Origin of the sequence: Neorhizobium sp. T25_27, from assembly GCF_002968565.1 — a bacterium.
Classification (GTDB): Bacteria; Pseudomonadota; Alphaproteobacteria; order Rhizobiales; family Rhizobiaceae; genus Neorhizobium; species Neorhizobium tomejilense.
The window spans coordinates 1-18,931 of the sequence record NZ_PVBJ01000010.1; the positions used below are offsets into that span (position 1 = coordinate 1).

The 18,931-nt window shown below is 59.4% G+C and carries 18 protein-coding genes and 1 pseudogene; 9 read left to right on the top strand and 10 right to left on the bottom strand.

The features are described 5' to 3' along the window. The 5 genes from C5J24_RS23635 to C5J24_RS23655 form a co-directional block, all read right to left on the bottom strand. The coding region (locus tag C5J24_RS23635; RefSeq protein WP_371674785.1) for a M10 family metallopeptidase C-terminal domain-containing protein at positions 1-3,135 on the bottom strand (3,135 nt) is incomplete at its 3' end. An 801-nt stretch (positions 3,136-3,936) separates the two neighbouring features. After that, the gene (locus C5J24_RS23640) at positions 3,937-5,394 is read right to left on the bottom strand and encodes an HlyD family type I secretion periplasmic adaptor subunit (protein WP_105421458.1); all 1,458 of its coding nucleotides are present in this window, start codon (positions 5,392-5,394) and stop codon (positions 3,937-3,939) included. Continuing rightward, positions 5,391-7,538 carry a type I secretion system permease/ATPase gene (locus tag C5J24_RS23645; protein ID WP_105421460.1) on the bottom strand — a complete coding sequence of 716 codons (2,148 nt, stop codon included), beginning with the start codon at positions 7,536-7,538 and terminating at the stop codon, positions 5,391-5,393. Before C5J24_RS23645 ends, C5J24_RS23640 begins: the two co-directional genes overlap by 4 nt. Positions 7,539-8,066: 528 nt before the next feature. Further along, positions 8,067-8,630 (bottom strand): YdeI family protein, encoded by a 564-nt coding sequence (locus C5J24_RS23650; RefSeq protein WP_105421462.1) that lies wholly within the window; start codon positions 8,628-8,630, stop codon positions 8,067-8,069. Between the two features lie 108 nt (positions 8,631-8,738). After that, entirely contained in the window at positions 8,739-9,068 is a 330-nt protein-coding gene (locus C5J24_RS23655) for a hypothetical protein (RefSeq protein ID WP_105401654.1), read from the bottom strand. 178 nt (positions 9,069-9,246) lie between these two features. Here C5J24_RS23655 and C5J24_RS32045 point away from each other — a divergent pair, with 178 nt between their 5' ends. The 4 genes from C5J24_RS32045 (at position 9,247) to C5J24_RS23670 (ending at position 11,297) form a co-directional block, all read left to right on the top strand. Then, positions 9,247-9,387, top strand: a complete 141-nt coding sequence (locus tag C5J24_RS32045; protein ID WP_172724118.1) for a hypothetical protein — start codon at positions 9,247-9,249, stop codon at positions 9,385-9,387. 505 nt (positions 9,388-9,892) lie between these two features. Further along, complete coding sequence (locus C5J24_RS23660) at positions 9,893-10,171, top strand: type II toxin-antitoxin system ParD family antitoxin (protein WP_105401655.1); 279 nt, start codon at positions 9,893-9,895, stop codon at positions 10,169-10,171. After that, entirely contained in the window at positions 10,161-10,472 is a 312-nt protein-coding gene (locus C5J24_RS23665) for a type II toxin-antitoxin system RelE/ParE family toxin (RefSeq protein ID WP_105421464.1), read from the top strand. The genes C5J24_RS23660 and C5J24_RS23665 overlap by 11 nt, the downstream gene beginning before the upstream one ends. A gap of 228 nt (positions 10,473-10,700) precedes the next feature. Further along, a complete protein-coding gene (locus C5J24_RS23670; protein ID WP_172724119.1) occupies positions 10,701-11,297 on the top strand; it encodes a hypothetical protein in 597 nt (198 codons plus the stop codon). 55 nt (positions 11,298-11,352) lie between these two features. On the opposite strand, the gene C5J24_RS32710 is transcribed toward C5J24_RS23670, so the two are convergent. After that, complete coding sequence (locus C5J24_RS32710; protein WP_172724120.1) at positions 11,353-11,544, bottom strand: SEC-C metal-binding domain-containing protein; 192 nt, start codon at positions 11,542-11,544, stop codon at positions 11,353-11,355. 110 nt (positions 11,545-11,654) lie between these two features. Between C5J24_RS32710 and C5J24_RS23680 the strand changes: the two genes are divergently transcribed. Both C5J24_RS23680 and C5J24_RS32715 read left to right on the top strand, forming a co-directional pair. After that, positions 11,655-11,855 (top strand): hypothetical protein, encoded by a 201-nt coding sequence (locus C5J24_RS23680; protein WP_105401659.1) that lies wholly within the window; start codon positions 11,655-11,657, stop codon positions 11,853-11,855. Between the two features lie 47 nt (positions 11,856-11,902). Continuing rightward, positions 11,903-12,214, top strand: a pseudogene (locus C5J24_RS32715) (ArdC-like ssDNA-binding domain-containing protein); the annotation flags it as partial. Here C5J24_RS32715 and C5J24_RS32720 read toward each other — a convergent pair. Next, positions 12,196-12,501 carry a hypothetical protein gene (locus C5J24_RS32720; protein ID WP_371674825.1) on the bottom strand — a complete coding sequence of 102 codons (306 nt, stop codon included), beginning with the start codon at positions 12,499-12,501 and terminating at the stop codon, positions 12,196-12,198. The pseudogene C5J24_RS32715 and the gene C5J24_RS32720 sit on opposite strands and share 19 nt — an antisense overlap. Between C5J24_RS32720 and C5J24_RS32725 the strand changes: the two genes are divergently transcribed. The 3 genes from C5J24_RS32725 (at position 12,385) to C5J24_RS23700 (ending at position 14,864) form a co-directional block, all read left to right on the top strand. After that, complete coding sequence (locus C5J24_RS32725; RefSeq protein WP_371674821.1) at positions 12,385-12,708, top strand: zincin-like metallopeptidase domain-containing protein; 324 nt, start codon at positions 12,385-12,387, stop codon at positions 12,706-12,708. The genes C5J24_RS32720 and C5J24_RS32725 overlap by 117 nt on opposite strands. Before the next feature lie 1,591 nt (positions 12,709-14,299). Next, positions 14,300-14,602: a BrnT family toxin gene (locus C5J24_RS23695; protein WP_105401660.1), complete on the top strand. Its 303-nt coding sequence runs from the start codon at positions 14,300-14,302 to the stop codon at positions 14,600-14,602. Continuing rightward, on the top strand, positions 14,586-14,864 hold the full coding sequence (locus C5J24_RS23700; RefSeq protein WP_105401661.1) for a BrnA antitoxin family protein: 279 nt from the start codon (positions 14,586-14,588) through the stop codon (positions 14,862-14,864). The genes C5J24_RS23695 and C5J24_RS23700 overlap by 17 nt, the downstream gene beginning before the upstream one ends. Positions 14,865-15,153: 289 nt before the next feature. Here the strand turns inward: C5J24_RS23700 and C5J24_RS23705 are convergent, their stop codons facing one another. The 3 genes from C5J24_RS23705 to C5J24_RS23715 are packed head-to-tail and all read right to left on the bottom strand — an operon-like array spanning position 15,154 to position 18,833. Continuing rightward, positions 15,154-17,370 (bottom strand): 3-hydroxyacyl-CoA dehydrogenase NAD-binding domain-containing protein, encoded by a 2,217-nt coding sequence (locus C5J24_RS23705; RefSeq protein ID WP_105421466.1) that lies wholly within the window; start codon positions 17,368-17,370, stop codon positions 15,154-15,156. A 25-nt stretch (positions 17,371-17,395) separates the two neighbouring features. Next, positions 17,396-17,596 carry a hypothetical protein gene (locus tag C5J24_RS23710; RefSeq protein WP_105401663.1) on the bottom strand — a complete coding sequence of 67 codons (201 nt, stop codon included), beginning with the start codon at positions 17,594-17,596 and terminating at the stop codon, positions 17,396-17,398. Between the two features lie 28 nt (positions 17,597-17,624). After that, a complete protein-coding gene (locus tag C5J24_RS23715) occupies positions 17,625-18,833 on the bottom strand; it encodes an acetyl-CoA C-acetyltransferase (protein ID WP_105401664.1) in 1,209 nt (402 codons plus the stop codon). Positions 18,834-18,931: the final 98 nt, after the last annotated feature.

The window sequence follows — 18,931 nt, forward strand, 5'->3', positions numbered from 1 at the left end:
GTCATTGCCCGCCCCACCGGTGATCGTGTTGGCGAGCCCATTGCCGGTGCCGGTGAAGTTTTCAGATCCCGTGTAGGTGAAATTCTCGATATTCGCCAATGCAGCAATCGAATAGGTAGCGAGCGACGTCCGGATCTCGTCCGTGCCGGCACCGGCTGCCTCCGTAACCACATCGGTCGCCATGTCGACGATGTAGATATCGTTGCCGAGCCCGCCGACCAACGTGTCGGCGCCGGCGCCACCGTCAAGGGTATCATTGCCGGCGCCGGCAATGATGGTATTCTTCTGCGAATTGCCGGTGGCGCTGAAGTTGCCAGCACCGGTAAAGATCAGATTCTCGACGTTCGAGAATTGCACGAGAGAGTAGCTCGCGAGCGTCGTCTTGATGAGGTCAATGCCTCCTCCGACATCTTCGATCACCAGATCATCGACATTGTCGACAATGTACGTGTCGTTCGCGCGACCACCCTGCAGCGCATCCGCCCCAGCACCGCCATCAAGCGTATTCGCAGCCAGGAGAGAGCCGACGATCGTATTGTTCAAGCCGTTGCCTGTTCCAGTGAAGGCAGCCGTCCCCGTATAGCTGAGGTTCTCGACGTTGGCCCTCGACGCCAGCGAATAACTGGCCAGCGCGGTCCTGACGGTATCGATGCCCTCGTCGGCGTTTTCGGTGACGGCGTCGGCGGCATTGTCGACGATATAGGTATCGTCGCCGGTGCCGCCGATCAGGACATCGGCGCCGGCCTTGCCGTCCAGCGTGTCGTCGCCACCGCCGCCCGACAGCGTGTCGACGGCAGCCCCGCCGGTGATGACGTTGCTGAGGGCATTGCCCGTCCCGGCATAGGCCACCGCCCCGGTGAAGGTCAGGTTCTCGACATTGTCGGCAAGCGTGTAGCTCGCCAGTGCCGTCTGCACCGTGTCGGCGCCCTGCGCGGCACTCTCGACGATGGCGTCGGCAGCGTTGTCGATGACGTAGATGTCGTTGCCCAGACCGCCGATCAGCGTGTCGGCGCCAGCCCCGCCGTTCAGCGTGTCATTGCCGGTGCCGCCGGTGATCGTGTTGGCAAGTACATTGCCGGTGCCGGCGAAGTTGCCGCTGCCGGTATAGACGAGGTTCTCGACATTGGCGGCAAGCGTCAGCGCGGCAAGTCCGGTCTGGACCGTGTCGCTGCCCTCGTTTGCCAGCTCCGTCACCACGTCGGTGGCGATGTCGACGATGTAGGTATCGTCGCCGGTGCCACCGATCAGCGCGTCGGCGCCTGTCCCGCCATCCAGCGTGTCATTGCCGGAACCACCGGAAACGACGTTCGCCAGAGCATTCCCGGTCCCCACAAAGTCGCCGGCGCCAATGAAGGTCAACTTCTCGACATGGGCGATACTGGTCAATTCATAAGTGGAAAGCACCGTCTTGATCAGATCGGTGCCTGCGTTGGCGGCTTCGGAAACGATGTCGTCCAGGTCATCGACGATGTAGGTGTCGTTGCCAACGCCGCCAATCAACGTGTCGGCGCCGGCGCCGCCGTCGAGGATATCGGCGGCCGCGCCGCCCCGGATCGTGTTGTCGAGGCCATTGCCGGTCCCGGTGAATGCCGCCACGCCGGTATAGGTCAGGTTCTCGACATCGGCGACCGCCGCCAGCGTGTAGCTGGCGAGTGCGGTCTTTATCGTATCCGTGCCTTCATCAGCGTTTTCGGTGACGATATCGCCGACGTTGTCGACCACATAGGTGTCGTCGCCGCTGCCGCCGATCAGCGTGTCGGCGCCGGCCCCGCCGCTCAGCGTGTCATTGCCCGCCCCACCGGTGATCGTGTTGGCAAGCACATTGCCGGTGCCCGAGAAGTTGCCGATGCCGGTGTAGGTGAGATTCTCGACATTGGCACTGAGCGCATAACTTGCAATCGCTGTCTGGACGGTGTCGGTTCCTCCATTCAGGTTCTCGATCACAATGTCGGTCGCGATATCGACCACATAGAGATCGTCGCCCACCCCGCCCGACATCGAGTCGGAACCAGCGCCTCCAATCAACGTGTCGTCGCCTGCACCGCCGCCAAGCGAATCATTTCCGCCGTTACCCCAAAGGGTATTGCTTACTTCGTTGCCGACAATCGTGTCGTGGCCGGAGCCTGCCTGAACATTCTCGACCAGCGACGCAAGGTTGTTGTGATAAAGCAGCGCGTTGAAAATGTTACCGCGGGCATAACCATTGTTCAGGCTACCGCCCAGGTCGGCCAACTGGGCTTGGGAAAAGAAAGAGTAGCCCCCGGCTCTCAGGTCGATTCTAAGCCGGGTGGTATAGGCGCTCAGGTCATAGGTATCGACGCCGCCGCCGTCCCAGATCGTTGCGAATATCCTGTTAGCATTGGGCGTGATGGCCGCGACGCCATTGACATAGGTAACGCCCTCATTCGGATTCCACTTATAGGTGGTATCGTCACCGTTGGTCGTATAGTCCGCGCCATACATTTCCTGCAGAGCGGCGATGTCGAGCATCATGAAGCTCTGTGGCGCACTATTCTGCTCGTATTCGTAGCCGTTCGGAACGTCTCCGATATATGTGCGGTAGGTCATGATCGTATATTCGAGAGAATCGTAACTGCTCGGCACGATCTTCGGATTGCCATTGCTGTCCGGTTCATGAGCATGTTTCAGGCCCAGAGCGTGACCCAGTTCATGCGCCAACGTATGTCCCGCATAGTTGCCGAACTCCGGAAACCGATAATCATCGTTAGTGCCAGCATATTCCGTCCCGAACCAGATATCGCCGCCGGCGCTGCCGGTGCTGGGAAAATAGGCCCATGCCGTCGAAAGATCAGGGTCGGATGACTGAGCAAATCGCACCGTTGCAGTGTTTACGTCTCCGACCACAAAATCGGCGTTGGTAAATCCTTCTATGGAGAAACCGTCATTCGCCGTGTTTCCATAGGATTGTTCCATGAGGATCAAGGCAGCAGCCTGCTGCTGCGAAGAAATCGAGGAGAAACCGAAATCTCTCTCTCCACTATACGAGTACGAGGTCGAGCTGGTGGGAAACGCATAGGTTATCGTACCGTCCCACGCGTAGCCGCTGATAAGCCCGTCGATTTTCTGATCTCCGGTCAAAGGCACATTCTTTGTGGAAGTGATAATGCCCGTCATAAAATCCCTGCCTGCTATTCTACTCGATCATGGGTTATGCAGCTTCCCTGTGCTCCAGGTGAGCGGCCGAAGCATTTATTGGGGAACCAGTGGACTACATATCCTAGTTCCCGATTCGAGTGAGGTTACGGATTCGTGCAATAAGCTCCAGAATCTGCATCGAACATATCCAAATTAACACTGACGAAAGCCCGAAGGCCCAAAAGTAATATATAATATCATAGTTCTTATCACCAAGTACATAGCTTGCGACTCTGCAGTTTTTATCAACGCAATCCCTTTGCCTGTACTTGTAAATCGCGAAACAAACAAACAACGGTGGAATAAAAATTAGAAGTAGTCTAGTTACTATTGTTGAAGTCAATTCTTCAACTGGTGCTGACCTTAATTTCGAGTAGATTCCTGACATATTTACCATTAACACCAAAAGAAGAAAAGCCGAAAGAGAGGCAACCGAGAATTCACGAATATTAGGCTCGGATCCAAACACAAGGAGCGCTATTGATACGCAAAATGAGCAAATTATAGTTGCAGATAGCAGCACCACTCCCGTCGGCATCGATCTGAACAGAGATAAAGTATAGAAAAATGCCGCGGCACAGAGCATCGCGATTGATGCGGGTCCAAACGGCCAAGGGAGCGAAAGGTCCATTACATGTCCTTTTCCAAAGGGCGGCACTTAAGTCTCAGTACATTCCACGACACGCCGTTGCGTCCACCGCTTTTCCCTGTTCGATCGCGACCTGAGGAGAATGGTGCTCGGGGCCGGTAGCGCGAGTTGCCGGTATAGCCGCAAGCGGTTCATCGTTCATGCATCGCTTCCTCCGCGACCTCAACCAGCGGCGAAAACACATACTCGAGTATCCGGCGCTCTCCCGTGCGAACCTCCGCGGTCGCCGACATGCCCGAACTGAGCTTGAACTCGCGTCCGTCCGCCGAAACCCGGTCGGCATCCAGGCTCAACGTCACCGGAAACACCAGGTTCTGCATTCTTTCGGCGCCGCCGAAGACGCTCCCCGCAAGCCTTGCTGCGGCATCGCCTTCACGGCGCGCGGCGTCGGGTTCCGGAATGGCATCCGCCGCAATTTTCGTGACACGGGCCGGGATGGTGCCATAGCGGGTAAAGGGAAAGGCTTCGAGCTTGACGACGGCCTCCTGGCCAAGCTTGATAAAGCCGATATCCTTGTTCAAGACGTAGACCTCGAGTTCCAGTGCGCTGCCCTCGGGCACGACGCGCATGACGTCCTGACCGACGCTCACCACTTGCCCGACACTGGTGATCGACGATGCCTGTACCGTGCCGGCAATCGGGCTGCGCAGCGTCATCTGCTCCCGCGAATTTCTTGCCTTCGTCAGGCGCTGCTCAAGCTCCTCGACCCGACGCTCCGCATCGCCGAGTCGCGCGAGGTGGTCGCTTAGAAACGCCCGCGTTACCCTGTCCTTCTCCCGCGCAAAGACCTCGATGCTTGCCACGGCGTCGGCAAGCCGGCCCTCCTGCATTGCAAGCTGCGTCGCCTGCTCCTTCAGCGTTTCCGTCGCGTCGATGACGCTTGCCATCGTCCCGGCATCCTTTGACGCGAGTGCGCTACGCATCGTCACGCGCTCGTTCAGCGTTTCGACCAGGGAATTCTGAGCCGCAAGCGTCACATTCAGACGATCGCGTTCCACTTCCTTCTGGTGCTTCTGAGCCGCAAGCGAGGCGACTGCGGCCTGGTGTTGTTCAAGATCTCCCCGGAGAATGCCGTCTTCCCTCCGGCGCAGCTCATCGGGCACATCCGCGTCCCAGTCGATCATCGGCAACGGCGCGTTCGGCACGCGCGAATGGACATGATCCACGATCGCTTTGCGGCGCCGGACCTCGGCACGCATGGACGCCAGGCCCTTTGCCGCATCCGTCTCATCGGCAATGGCATCGGTCGGATCGAGCCCAAGGAGGATATCGCCCTTTTCGACATGGGTACCGTTTGGCGGCGGAAGCTCCTTCACCTTGCCGGTCAGCAGCGGCTGGACGACCTTGACGCGCCCGGTCGGCTGGAGTTTGCCGTGGGCGGCAGCGATAATGTCGATGCGGCCGACATAGGACCAGACCAAAGCCGTTGCGGTGAAGGCGCAAATGATCAGGATCAGCGCCATGCGCACCGGCGAGGGTGGCGTCTCCAGGACTTCCAGAGCGGGCGCCAGGAACTCGTGATCGGACCGCTCTGCGGGCCTCATCGGAAGGTCGGCATATCGGGCGGTCGTGGCGGGCGCTTTCCTCATGCCCCGCCCCTGTCGTTCTGCAGGGCCCAAAGCCGCGCATAAAGCCCGTCCGGACGCTTGAGCAGTTCCTCATGACTGCCCATTTCGGCAATCCGCCCATCCGCAATGCCGATGATCCTGCTGCACGGCCTGATGGCGGCGAGCCGGTGTGCGATGATGATCACCGTCCTGCCCCGAGCGATCTGGTGCATGTTCGTCTGGACGACCCGCTCGCTCTCATAGTCAAGCGCGCTGGTCGCCTCGTCGAAGATCAGGATCGGCGGGTTCGTCGCAAGAGCTCGGGCAATCGCGATGCGTTGCCTTTGGCCGCCGGAAAGGTTGGCGCCCCGCTCCTCGATCATCGTGTCATAACCCTGGGGCAGCCGGGTGATGAATTCGTCTGCGCCGGCGAGCTTGGCAACGGCGATCACCTGGGCGCGGTGCATCGCAGGATTTGAGAAGGCGATATTGTCGTGGATCGTCCGATTGAAGAGAAGGTTCTCCTGCAGCACGACACCGATGTGGCTGCGCAGCCAGGCCGGGTCGAGCTGCGAGAGGTCGGCGCCGTCGAGCAGCACCTGTCCCTCTTCCGGGATATAGAGGCGCTGGACGAGCTTGGTGAGGGTCGATTTGCCGGAACCGGAGGCGCCGACGATGCCGATGACCTCGCCGGGATGAATGTCGAGAGAGATGTTCTTTAAAACCTCGGGCAAACCGGGCCGGTAGCGGAATGTGACATTGCGAAACTGGATCATACCCTTGGGTGGCGGAAGCGCCATGCGGGCGCCGGGGTGCCGTTCGATCGGCGTGTTCAGGATGTCGCCAAGGCGGTCGATGGAGATCTGCACCTGCTGAAAATCCTGCCAGAGCTGCGACAACCTCAAAACCGGCTGGGTCACCTGACCGGCGATCATATTGAAGGCGACGAGCGAGCCGACCGAAAGTTCACCGTCGATGACCGCCTTGGCCCCGAAAAGCAGCAGGGCCGCCGTCGAAAGCTTGCTCACGTACTGGATGGCGTTCTGGCCGCCGGCACTGAGCAGCGTGGTATCGAAAGCCGTCCGTACATAGGCCGCAAGCTTTTCTTCCCATTGCGCCTGCATGATCGGCTCGACGGCTGAAGCCTTGACGGTGTGGACGCCGACGATCGCTTCGACGAGGAACTGCTGGCTAGCGGCACCGCGATTGAACTTCTCCTTGACCAACTCCCGCAGCGGCGGACGCACGACCATGCCGATCAGCATATAGATCGGGATCGCGGCAACCACGATCAGCGTCAGCTTCCAGGAATAGGCGAAGAGCACCGCGATGAAGACGAAGGTGAACAGAAGGTCGATCGCCGAAAACAGCCCCTGCCCGGTCAGGAAAGCGCGGATGGTCTCGAGCTCGCGGACACGTGCCACCGTCTGGCCGGCGGACCGGGTCTCGAAATAGCCAAGCGGCAGCCGCAATAGATGGTGGAACAGCCGCTGACCGAGTTCGACGTCGATCCTGTTGGTCGTATGGGCCAGCGCGTAAGTCCGCAGATATTGAAGCACGACATCGAAGAGGCCGATGATGGCGATGCCGGCCACCAGCACGAACAATGTCGAGTAGCCTTTGTGCGTCAGGACCTTGTCGACGACGACCTGGAAAAATAGCGGGGTCACCAGTGCGAATATCTGCACGAAAAGCGAGGCGAGCAGAACATGCGCCAGCGGCTTTCGATATCGCCAGATGGATGGCACAAACCACTTGAACCCGAATTCCCGCGGATCCGAGCCCTCGCCGCCGAGCCGCCGCCCGACGAGAAGGACACTCCCTCCGATCTCCGATGCGATGTCCTCTGGCTCGATTTCCCGATCGACCCGCGTGACGGGATCAATCAGCCGGTACTTTCCGGAGGGATTGAGGCCGCCAAGCACCTGGAAAGCACCGCCTTTCACCCGCACGATTGCCGGCACCGGAATTGTCCGCAGCCGACGTTCGCTGACCTTCTCGACCGGGCGGGCTTTAAGGCCAATCAGCCTGGCGGCACGCTGCAGATCAAGCGCCTGCGAGGGCCGACCCTTCAGGGCGAGATCATGTTGCAGTTGCTGAGGGTCGGCTGCGATCCGGTAGAAAGCCGCAATGCCGCACAGCGCACGGAGGCCGGAGTCGAGCTGCTGCGAAACGACGCCATCCATGCCGCGAAACAATCCCCTGAGCGTTTTCTTTGCCTGTGCAAGGCACCCTTCCCCGCAGCCGTTGCCGACGGTTTGCGCCTGCAGATGTAGGCGGATTCACATCTGCAATCTATGGGAATATTGCACTCGCGAGATTTCGGGATGGCGTGTGACGTATTACCCACGACTCACAACCACGGCGCGACGCTTGCTACTCCATGATTAGCGATACGGACACCCCGCTCCCTTTTCTCATTGTCTCGATAAGATCAATCTATGGCGTCGCAGTCACCTTGGATTTATCGCCAGAGATATCCCTAAGATATACAACTGTGATAAATTCTGATGCGAACGGTCGGTGCTAATGGACTTCCACGCTTTTCGCCGAACCGCTGCGATCTTCTTGATGTAGCCAAGCCTTTTGAGGCACTGGATGAACGCCGCGTATGCTCGTAGCGGAACTTTCCGCTATCAGCCCCAAAGCGGATCGGGAGGCCTCATTTCCTGGACAAGGTATAGATTCTTTTTTGAATCGCCGCCTTGGGCCGCCTATTTGGGTTTTTCTAGTTTCGCGACCGCCTTTTCGAGCCGCGCGCCGCGGATTTCCGGGGTCCTAGCCTTGAGGAGCGGAAGCACCACCGCATACTGGCCGGTCTTGTCGAGCTTTTCGAAGGTTGCGGCGGCGGTGGCATTTTCAGCGAGCGCCGCCAGCAGGTCGTCCGGCAGGCCGGCCTCGCGCTGCGGCGCATAAGCGGCCGCCCAGCGTCCGTCGGCTTTGGCCGCCTCGACCTCCGCCAGCCCCGCCGGCTGCATCCGCCCGGCCTGCGTCAGCGCTGCCACCCGATCGACATTGAGCTTCGACCACGGGCTTTTGGCACGACGCGGCGAATACCGCTGCAGATAGGAGGTCGCGTCGAAGCCTTTGCGCTGGCTGTCGATCCAGCCATGGCAGAGCGCCTCGTCCAGCGCCTCGTCGATGGTGATCAGGGTCCGCTTCGGATTCTTCTTGCCGATCTTCAGCCAGACGCCGGACGAGGTGGCATGGTGAGCGGAAAGCCAGGAGGCCCAATCCGCGGGATCGGTGAAGGCGACGGCTTCGGTGGCAAGGTCCATGGGCGGCTCCCGGTTGGCGAACTGCCGATCCAGATGGCAGCCATTGCTCGTTGGGTTGGAAGATTGGCGGGGTGGCGGTCGGATGACAAGCCCCGGCGCCTGGCGCGATCAGTGGTAGCCGAGCGACCTCAACGTCATGTCCATCCAGAAGAAACCGGTGACCGCAGCCACGGCGATGATCGCAAACAAGATCCACCCCGCCGTCGTCAACGTGCTGCGCTCGACATCGCGATAGGGATAGCGGTTGCCGGTGAAGAGCAAATAGAGGCCGAAAACCGCGCACACCGCCAGCAGAACAACGACGCGCGGCATCCATGTGACGGTGTCGGCGTCCAAATTCGCCTGCTGAAGCGGCTGCCATATGGCCGACCACCCCACGGCCGCGCCGACAACCAGGGCCAGCAAGCCACCCAGACGATATTTTACCTCTCCAAACATGACCCCTCCTGCAACCTGAGATTTGCGAATGCGGGGAAGATAGAAGGAAAAACGGCGTTGGGGAAGCGCGCCGGGAGGCGGCAAGGAGTGCACATAGACGACGGACCCTTTCTCCGTTCCCCTGCAATTTCTCGATTTCGGCAGTGCCCAGTCCTTCCCGCTTTAGCAGGATGTCGTCATGAACCAGATTGTCATAAAGATCGGGAAACACGGCCATCCGCCAGTCATCCAGGCCCAGCATGAAAAGCGGGTCCAATTGCGACGAAAAGGTGCGCTGGATAGAGGCATATCGATTGAGGAGGGTGCCTATAATTTGTAGATCATACGATTCCTTTAGCTTGCCACGCAAAGGCTCACCACTATCGGGCATAAGAAGTGTGCCCATGCTCTGGTTTAACGCCAAGACAGGAAGAATATCGGCTGGAAACGGCGCGGCCAGATGGATCATCAGCACCGCCTCGCGCGCGTAGGCGGTGCGCTCCATTTTAGGTAAATGTTTCCCCGATCCGTTTCGAAGCGATGGATTTTTGCCCCGGTACAGCACGGATCAACTTCGGTAGGCTCAACACGCGATAGGCGTGAGCCGCCAACCATTCTTCCGCCCAAATAATTGTTGGATCCATGCTGAAGACTAGCGTTCCGACGGCTACCTCTGGCAAGCGTCCCGCCTGCACACGGTCTGGACTGAAAGGACTTCACTACCGAGCATGCAGCAGTAGGTGGCGATAGTGAAGAACGGTCAACCTAAGCCAGCCTTCCATAATTGTTGCCGGCGCTGTCAGTTGGTGGTAATAATTACTACCATAAGCGGATGGAGGTCAACCATGGCCAATGTTGAAAAAGTCAGCGTCTCGATGACACCGCAGCACGCCGAGCTGTTACGCGATGCCGTCAAAAGCGGCGCTTATGCCAGCGGAAGCGAAGTCGTCCGCGAAGCCATGCGCGACTGGTCGGCCAAATGGATGCAGAAGCGTGAGGATATCGCCAAACTGCGAGCCATGTGGAACGAGGGCAAGGCCAGCGGTCCCGCTATCGACGTGGATTTTGACGCTGCGCTGGATGAAGCGCGCGAGGAACTGTCTGCCGCGACCGATGCCCGCTAGACTTGTTTGGACACCGAAGGCCCGTGCCGACGTCAAGAAAATCTACGTCGATATCGGCAAAGACCAGCCCCGCAGCGCGGAGCGGTATTTCGCCAATTTCCGCTACAAGGCGGAAATGCTGATCGAGCATCCTCGCTTGGGCGAGCGCCATCCGGAAATCTTCCGTACCGCCCGGATGCTGGTCGAAGCGCCTTATGTCATCCTCTATGAGACCCTGCCGGACACTGACGAGGGCAATATCCATATGGTCGAAATCGTGCGGGTGGTGGATGGTCGGCGCGACCTTTCAGCACTGTTTTAACGCCGAACGGCGTCTGCGGAACGCACGGTGCCGTCTGGCACTCCAAATAGAGTTTAAGGTTTTGCGAGCCAGATCTCCGCAGGCACCTGCGCCTCGACCCCCTAAAAACCGGCGTCGGACGGCGACCCATAGGCTGAAACCGGTTCAGGCCAGAAATGCCCATGAATCATGAACCAAATCGCAACTTACACCGCCTATTTTCCATTGTGGTGATAGGGGGCGAATGACATGATTGCAGATATCGCACGGGCAGCGACAACAGGATTCGGTGCCAGCTTCGGGCGTGATGTGTACAGATCAGCGAAGAAGAATCCGTTGTTGTTCGTCGCCATAGGGGCGGGCCTGCTTGTATTCGGTTGGCGCAACCTCTTCATGGGTATCGGCCGTAGCGCCCTTTATTTCTTCTTCGTGAACCTGATCGGCTCCTTGGTGATGATTGTCGTCGGTGGAGGCTTAGTCATGACCGCGGCCCTGATCTTCGAAGATAAGCATTCGGCATCAAATGCGGCGGTTGGCTGGGGATTCCTTGCAGTGAGTGTCCTTTCTCTGGTCGGCATCCTCTGGGGCCTCCAGAGCCGCCGGGCCAAGGCGCACCGCATCGGAATCGAACGCCGAAACGTGGCATTCCTCGCGGCGCACGGTTTCACCGACGCCGGTTTTGAAAGCACGAATCTTCAGGACGCCGAGGGGCATATTCTCAAGTTAATCGAGCAGACGGACGATCGCCTGGTATTTTCCGTTGCAGGGCGGCGAGGTTTGCGAGCCGCAATCCGTATCGAAGACGGTGAGATGGTATCTTATACGGGCGTCGTGAAAGCCGCCTGAGGGAAGAGATTTCGCCCCCCTGCAGTCCCGTATCCATCGTCTATCAATCCACCGACTACCTCCCCGCGATCCCGCCGTGGCAATGCTTGAATTTCTTGCCACTTCCGCAAAAACAACGGTCATTTCTCTTCGTATACCTTATCGCCAGCTGGTAGCTGATGCGGGCATTTTCCGCTTGCAGAAGTTCTATCCGCCTGCTGAGCTCCGGTGTCACCTGGATCTGCCCAACGCCACGCAGCGTGTTCATCAGGCCATTGTGCCTCTTCGCATTGTCAAAAAGAGCCTGGATTAACGGGGCATGGGCGAGTGCAAGAGGATGATTATCGTGGCGCACTCCTTCGTTTTCGAAATCATAGAATGCAGTGGGATCTTCAAAAAAAGGCGATGAGTGATGTCGGGAAACTGGGTGGGCGTAACATCCAGTCAATTTCCTGCGGCATCTTCATGAACGGCATGATGCTCAGCTCCGAGATACACGCCCGGCCACTCTCAGATCGCCCAGCCGAAGACAACCCGACCACCTTCGTTCTGGACCTTAAGGGCACCGGTATCCGGTAAGATTGGCAAAAGGCTTGACCTGCCTGCTTCGCAGGCGAGGCTTTCCCATGAAACAGGACATTTACGAGAAGATCACCAACCACATCGTCGCCGAACTGGAAAAAGGCGTCAGGCCGTGGATGCAGCCATGGAACGCAGAACATACGGCAGGCCGGATCACGAGGCCCTTGCGGGCAAACGGTGTTGCCTATCGCGGCATCAACACGATCATGCTCTAGTCGGAGGCGGTCACAAAAGGGTATGCCGCGCCGATCTGGATGACGTAGAAGCAGTGCGCGGAACTTGGCGGGCATGTCAGGAAGAGCGAACAGGGCAGCCTTGTCGTCTATGCCAGCACGCTTCACCGCAGCGAGGCCGACGAGGCGAGCGGGGAAGAGGTCGAGCGCGATATTCCCTTCATAAAGGGATACACGGTCTTTAACGTCGAGCAGATCGAGGGATTGCCGGAACAGTACACCCGACCGGCGCTGGCGATCCTTGATCCGGTGCAGCGCATGCGGATGCGGAGGCCTTCTTTGCTGCTACCGGCATCGAGGTTGGCCATGGCGGCAACCGGGCGTTCTATTCCGAAAGCGTTGACCGGGTGCAGATGCCATTCGTCGAGACGTTCAGGGATGCCGAACGCTATTACGCCACGTTGGCCCATCAAGAAATTCACGCGACAAAGCACAAGAGCCGCCTCGCCCGCGATCTTGGCCGAGCCAGCTCTGTGCGCATCTGGCATGGGCGTTTTACGAATTCAGGCTGGATTTCCTATGGCCTATTCGACGGCAAGACGTTTCGGACCCATATAGACAACTTCTTTAATCGCCGGAGGCTTGCCGGGGTGCCACCTTCCCCAAATCGTAGGTGACCTGGGAACGGCGTGCGAAGTTGGCTTTTGGAACGTGGTTTAACGGCACCATGGACGTGGTGTCGGCGGACATCCGTTTGCGCCACAGACAAGAGGAACGGCTAGGCCCTCAGAGATCAAGGTCTGCCCAACATCGCGGCCGTTCACCTTAAGCGTCCCGCAACTCCTACCATGATTGCACTTCTTGGTGCCCTCGGTCCCAGGCGCACATGCACAGGCAACAAGCTTCACATCGGTTGAGGTTGCCGTCGCCACCAATTCCCTGAGACGCTCGGTTGCCCTGTTTCCAAGCGCGGCCTCACGGGAGCATCGCGGTTCGAACTTCTCTGGCGTGTTGAAGCCTACCAAACGAACCCGAGTCCCGTCATCCAGACGTATCGTATCCCCGTCAGTAATGGAGAAATTTGCACCACCCCGCTTCGCCGAAGCTCCGGGCTGCGGCGCGACGGAAGAACTCTTGAGCGTAATGTCCTCGGTGGTCGCATCAGGGGCCAAAAAGATTCCGAGAAAACCAACGATCATCACCATTACCAACGAACCGAGCGTGAGCCCACGTCCAAGAGTGGGCACTGAGCGGAACGCACGCGGGGGCCGCAAGAGATAACGGGGACGGAATGGATTGCTGACGCGGAAGGGGTTGCGGTGCAGAGGATTTCGCCCGCGTGGGCGCTGAACTCTTGATGGGCCACGCGGCGACGGTGGATACGGCTCAGGTCGCGGATTGTCAGCAACAATCCCAAGGTTCGGCCGTTCCGTTGGCGTCTGCGTAAGGCGCTTCAACATGGAAAGCTGTTTGTCACTGAGCCTGGTTCGAATCCCGTAGCGACTGATCTTATTTCGAATATCGCTTAGAAAGCGCCTCTGCCAATCTGTCAGAATCTCGTTTGAGAGCACTTCATCGATTCGACCTTTCATTTCAGCAATTTCAGTCTCGCTTAGCATTCCTCATCCCGGACGGCTGTATCTCAGTGGCTTACACCAGGTCGAAGTTCTTTAGAATTGGCCGGAGCAAGCGTTAGCTCGTCTGCCTGCTGATAGTTGATGGCGAGACAGTAGATCACCTGCGATACCTTAAGTCTCTGACATAGGAATCGGACGATACCAGTAGCGAAGCTTAGATCACGCAGTTGCTCGAGGTCTTGGGGACACTTCTCCCGCACTTAGCGGGCGCTCGTCAATCCGGCCAGACTTCGCTCACGCGCAGGTCAGTATTGAGGATGCATATATGTTGTGAGGCAAGGGATAGCTGCCTGATATCCTCCGCCCGGCATGCTGTGCTGACGAGAACAAATCATCCGCACCACGTCTCCAAAGGCTCGGCAAGCAATGGTGGGGTATTTCTCATGCGGGCACGCAAAACCTGGGACAAGAAACGGTAAGACTACGCTGGCCTCACACGCACACTTTCTCGCACAGCTCGATTTCTGCTATATTTATTTCTTTATCGTCATATACATAGCTATTGGCCACATGGATTTTGATACCGCCGTTAAGCACCAACGGGGCGCAGGATCCGGTTTTGGAAAAGCATCTTCCTCCTTCATTTCTCCTCCTGTCTTGAACTCAGCGTATATTATGGCAATATACATCGATGATCGATTGGGAACGGATTGCCGGATTCGAGTGGGACGAAGGAAATGCCCGCAAGAGTGCCGACAAACACGACGTAAGCCAGAGCGAAGCCGAGCAGGTGTTTTTTAACGAACCGCTGCTGATGGTGCCCGATCTGAGGCATAGTTTTTCAGAGCAGCGCATTCATGCGCTTGGTCGCACCGATGACGGAAGGTTGCTCCATATTACCTTCACGCTTCGGGCAAACGAAACGAGAATCCGGGTGATCTCCGCCCGGGATATGAGCCGGAAGGAGCGGAGCTATTATGAGCAGGAGGCCTGATCCCGTGCCGCACTTCAGTACGGAAGCCGAAGAGCGGGCTTATTGGGAACACAATGATTCCGCCGATCATGTCGACTGGAGCAAGGCAGCCAAAGTGCGATTGCCGAACCTGAAGCCGTCGTCCACGTCAATCTCATTGCGTCTGCCCAACTCGCTTCTGGAACAGATCAAGGTCGCCGCTGGCAGGCGTGATGTCCCATACCAGTCGCTGATCAAGATCTGGCTTGCCGAGAAGATCGAGACATCTGGAGCAAAGCGATAGTCTCTCGAGCCGGCGTGGGACACGGCAATGAGGGATCCCGGTGGCACAGGACATGGCGGCCGGAAGCCTCTACCGCGAGAACCACGCTAGATATGCCGTGAGCGCAATTTTGCCTCCTATCGGTACAAAAGGCGCACGGGGTTGATCTTCGCCAAAGAGTGCGCCTAATGCATCCACGCAGCCGCCAACGGCGACGAGCATTGGGTGCCTGGTTCCTCAGACGCCGCAGCTCGATGATACGACCAGCACTGCCGGGTCCAGCCTGTCCTTGGAACGCCTGTTCGCAGCCTTACGCCGCCTCCCCCACCTTCGCATAGGGGTCAAACCGCCCGTAAAAGGTCTCGCCCTTCGCCGCCATGTCCTTCAGGAGCGGCGTCGGCTTGAAGTGCGGGCCGCAGCTTGCGGCCAGTTTTTCGCAGAGCGCGACAAAGTTCTTCACGCCCATGCCGTCGATGTAGGAGAGCGTGCCGCCGGTATAGGGGGCGAAGCCGAAGCCGAGGATGGAGCCGACATCGGCTTCGCGCGGATCGGTGACGATGCCTTCCTCGACGGTGCGGGCGGCTTCGAGCGCGATCGTCACCAGCAGGCGCTGTTTGAGGACGGCGACATCGACCTCCGAGGCCTTTTTCTGCGGGTAGAGGGTTTTTAGCTCGGGCCAGAGGAATTTCTTGGCGGGCTTGGCCGGGTATTCGTAAAAGCCCTTGGAATTCTTGCGGCCGCGACGGTCGAACACGTCGACCATCTGGTCGACCAGCGCCATGTGCTCCGCCTTGACCGCATTGGGGCCGAGATCGGCGATCGAGGCCTTCATGATCTTCTGGGACAGATCGACGGCGACCTCGTCGTTGAGCGATAGCGGACCGACCGGCATGCCGGCCATTTTCGCGGCATTTTCGATCATCGCCGCCGGCACGCCCTCGGTCAGCATGTCATAGGCTTCGTTGATATACCGGAAGACGCAGCGGTTGACATAAAAGCCGCGGGTATCGTTGACGACGATCGGGGTCTTCTTGATCGCGGCGACGAAATCGAGCGCCACGGCCAGCGCCTTGTCTCCCGATTTTTCGCCGAGAATGACCTCGGTCAGCATCATCTTTTCGACCGGCGAAAAGAAATGCACGCCGATGAACTGGTCGGCGCGCTTCGAATTCTCGGCGAGGCCGGTGATCGGCAGGGTGGAGGTGTTGGAGGCAAAGATGGTGGTTTGCGGGATGACCGCTTCGACCGCCTCGATGACCGCCTTCTTGACAGCGCGATCCTCGAACACCGCCTCGACGACGAGGCTTGCATCCGACAGCGTCTGGTAATCCGGCGTCGGGGTGATCAGCGACAGCAGCTTTTCGCCCTCCTCCTTGGTTATCCGGCCCTTGCCGACCTGATCGGCCACCAGCTTTTCGGAATGGGCCTTGCCCTTGTCGGCGGCTTCTTGTGTCTGGTCGATGAGGGTGACGGGAATGCCGGCGGCGGCCGTCACATAGGCGATCGAGGCGCCCATGAAGCCGGCGCCGACGACGCCGATCTTGGAGAATTCCGTCTTCGGGATACCGGCCGGGCGGCGAGCACCCTTGCCGAGTTCCTGCATGGAGACGAACAGCGAGCGGATCATCGAAAACGCTTCGGTGGTGCGCAGGATCTCGGTGAAATACCGCTGCTCGACCTTGAGGCCCGTATCGAAGGGGAGCTGCAGGCCTTCATAGACGCATTTCAGGATGGCGAGCGCACCCGGGTAATTGCCGGCGCTTTCGCGGCGCAGGATGGCGGGGGCGGCCGGCCAGAGCTGGGCCGCGGCCGGGGTCCAGATGCCGCCGCCGGGGACCTTGAAACCCTTTTCGTCCCAGGGGGCGACGGGTTTCAAGCCGTCCTTGATCATCTGCTTGGCGGCGTTGATCAGCTCGGCGGGCTCGACGACCTGGTGCACGAGGCCCATGGCCTTGGCACGCTGGGCGGTCAGCGACGAACCCGTCGTCATCATCTGCAGGGCATCCTGGGCGTTGGCGAGCCGCGGCACGCGCTGGGTGCCGCCGGCGCCCGGGAAGATGCCGACCTTGACTTCCGGCAGCGCGATTTTCACCGACTTGGAATTGGCGGCGACGCGGCCATGGCAGGCGAGCGACAGCTCGAACGCGCCGCCCATGCAGGTGCCGTTGATCGCCGAAACCCACGGTTTGCCGTTGGTCTCGACCTTGCGCCACAGCCACGACATGCGGCCGGCGGCATCGAACAGTTTTTGGGCGGCGGTGGCCGGGTCCCTTGCCTGTTCCTCGGCGAGCATCGAGAACATCGACTTGATCATGGTCAGATCGGCGCCGCCGGAGAAGGACGACTTGCCGGACGTGAACACGACGCCCTTGACGGCCGCATCCGCGACCGTCGCGTCGACGATCGCGTCGATCTCGTCCATCACCTCCATGGTGAAGACGTTCATGGATTTGTCCGGCATGTCCCAGGTAACGAGAGCAATGCCGTCCGCGTCGGTTTCGACGGTGAAGTTCTTGTAGGTGCTCATGATGGGATTTCCTCTTCCCTGAAATTCAGAATACGCCGAATGCGAGGCAAAGCCAGCCGACGAGAAGGAGCAGAACGACGAGAAGAACGAGATTACCGAGCTTCAGCGACCGGACATGGCCCGCAGAAACGGGGAGCGAGGCCTTTTCGTGCGCCTTTGCCATGTCCTTCGCCAGGTTATGCTGGGCGAACTGTTTCTCGACGTCGTTCTTCTGGCTCTCATACATGCCGCGTGCCTCTTGCTTTGCCGGCAGATCAGACCCGTTCGATAATCGTCGCGGTGCCCATGCCGGCGCCGATGCAGAGCGTGACCAGCGCGGTGTTGAGATCGCGGCGTTCGAGCTCATCCAGGACGGTGCCCAAAATCATCGCGCCGGTGGCGCCGAGCGGGTGGCCCATGGCAATGGCGCCACCGTTGACGTTGATCCTGTCGTGGGGAATCTCGAAGGCTTGGCAGTAGCGCAGAACCACGGCGGCGAAGGCTTCGTTGAGCTCGAAGAGGTCGATGTCCGAGATCTTCATGCCCGAGCGCGCGAGCAGCTTTTCGGTGACGTCGACCGGACCGGTCAGCATCAGCGCCGGGTCGGAGCCGATATTGGCGAAGTGGCGGATGCGAGCGCGCGGTTTCAGGTTCATGGCTTCACCGCCGGCCTTCGAGCCGATCAGCACGGCCGCGGCACCATCGACGATGCCCGACGAATTGCCGGCATGGTGGACATAATTGATCCGCTCGATTTCCGGATGGGCCTGGATGCCGACCGCTTCGAAACCGCCCATCTCGCCCGGCATCTGGAACGACGGGTTGAGCGAGGCCAGCGATTGCATGTCGGTGGTCGGGCGCATGTGCTCGTCGCGGTCGAGAATGGTCAGGCCGTTCTGGTCCTTGACCGGAATGACCGAGTTCTTGAAGTAGCCGGCGTCCCAGGCCTTGGCCGCGCGCCTCTGGCTCTCGACGGCATAGGCGTCGACGTCGTCGCGGGAAAACCCGTATTTGGTGGCGATCAGGTCGGCCGAGACGCCCTGCGGCATGAAGAAAGCCGGGAAATTGACCGACGGGTCCATGTACCAGGAGCCGCCGGACATGCCCATGCCGACGCGCGACATCGACTCGACGCCGCCGGCAATGACGATGTCGTCGGACCCGGCCGCGACCTTGCCGGCCGCGAAATTGACCGCATCGAGGCCCGAGGCGCAGAAACGGGAGATCTGCATGCCCGGCGCCCTGGTGGAATAACCGGCTTCGAAGGCGGCGGCCTTGGGGATGACGGCGCCAGCATCCATGACCGGATCGACGCAGCCCATGATGATGTCGTCGACATAAGACGTGTCGAGGCCGTTGCGGTCGCGGATCGCTTCCAGCGTCTTGGCAGCGAGCCGCACGGACGGTACTTCGTGCAGCGCCCCATCCTTCTTGCCGCGGCCGCGCGGCGTGCGGACGTGGTCGTAAATGAAGACTTCGGTCATGGTGTCATCTCCCTGGGTGGCAATTTATATTGCCTCAAATCTCGGACATGGGAGGAAAGCCCCTCCCCAGCCCTCCCCACAAGGGGGAGGGAGCGCGT

Coding starts and splice junctions, on each gene's coding strand:
- C5J24_RS23640 (WP_105421458.1), bottom strand. CDS start 5,394: ATGAGGAAAGCGCCCGCCACGACCGCCCGATATGCCGACCTTCCGATG.
- C5J24_RS23645 (WP_105421460.1), bottom strand. CDS start 7,538: ATGGATGGCGTCGTTTCGCAGCAGCTCGACTCCGGCCTCCGTGCGCTG.
- C5J24_RS23650 (WP_105421462.1), bottom strand. CDS start 8,630: ATGGACCTTGCCACCGAAGCCGTCGCCTTCACCGATCCCGCGGATTGG.
- C5J24_RS23655 (WP_105401654.1), bottom strand. CDS start 9,068: ATGTTTGGAGAGGTAAAATATCGTCTGGGTGGCTTGCTGGCCCTGGTT.
- C5J24_RS32045 (WP_172724118.1), top strand. CDS start 9,247: ATGAACCAGATTGTCATAAAGATCGGGAAACACGGCCATCCGCCAGTC.
- C5J24_RS23660 (WP_105401655.1), top strand. CDS start 9,893: ATGGCCAATGTTGAAAAAGTCAGCGTCTCGATGACACCGCAGCACGCC.
- C5J24_RS23665 (WP_105421464.1), top strand. CDS start 10,161: ATGCCCGCTAGACTTGTTTGGACACCGAAGGCCCGTGCCGACGTCAAG.
- C5J24_RS23670 (WP_172724119.1), top strand. CDS start 10,701: ATGATTGCAGATATCGCACGGGCAGCGACAACAGGATTCGGTGCCAGC.
- C5J24_RS32710 (WP_172724120.1), bottom strand. CDS start 11,544: ATGAACACGCTGCGTGGCGTTGGGCAGATCCAGGTGACACCGGAGCTC.
- C5J24_RS23680 (WP_105401659.1), top strand. CDS start 11,655: ATGCAGTGGGATCTTCAAAAAAAGGCGATGAGTGATGTCGGGAAACTG.
- C5J24_RS32720 (WP_371674825.1), bottom strand. CDS start 12,501: ATGGGCCAACGTGGCGTAATAGCGTTCGGCATCCCTGAACGTCTCGAC.
- C5J24_RS23695 (WP_105401660.1), top strand. CDS start 14,300: ATGATCGATTGGGAACGGATTGCCGGATTCGAGTGGGACGAAGGAAAT.
- C5J24_RS23700 (WP_105401661.1), top strand. CDS start 14,586: ATGAGCAGGAGGCCTGATCCCGTGCCGCACTTCAGTACGGAAGCCGAA.
- C5J24_RS23705 (WP_105421466.1), bottom strand. CDS start 17,370: ATGAGCACCTACAAGAACTTCACCGTCGAAACCGACGCGGACGGCATT.
- C5J24_RS23710 (WP_105401663.1), bottom strand. CDS start 17,596: ATGTATGAGAGCCAGAAGAACGACGTCGAGAAACAGTTCGCCCAGCAT.
- C5J24_RS23715 (WP_105401664.1), bottom strand. CDS start 18,833: ATGACCGAAGTCTTCATTTACGACCACGTCCGCACGCCGCGCGGCCGC.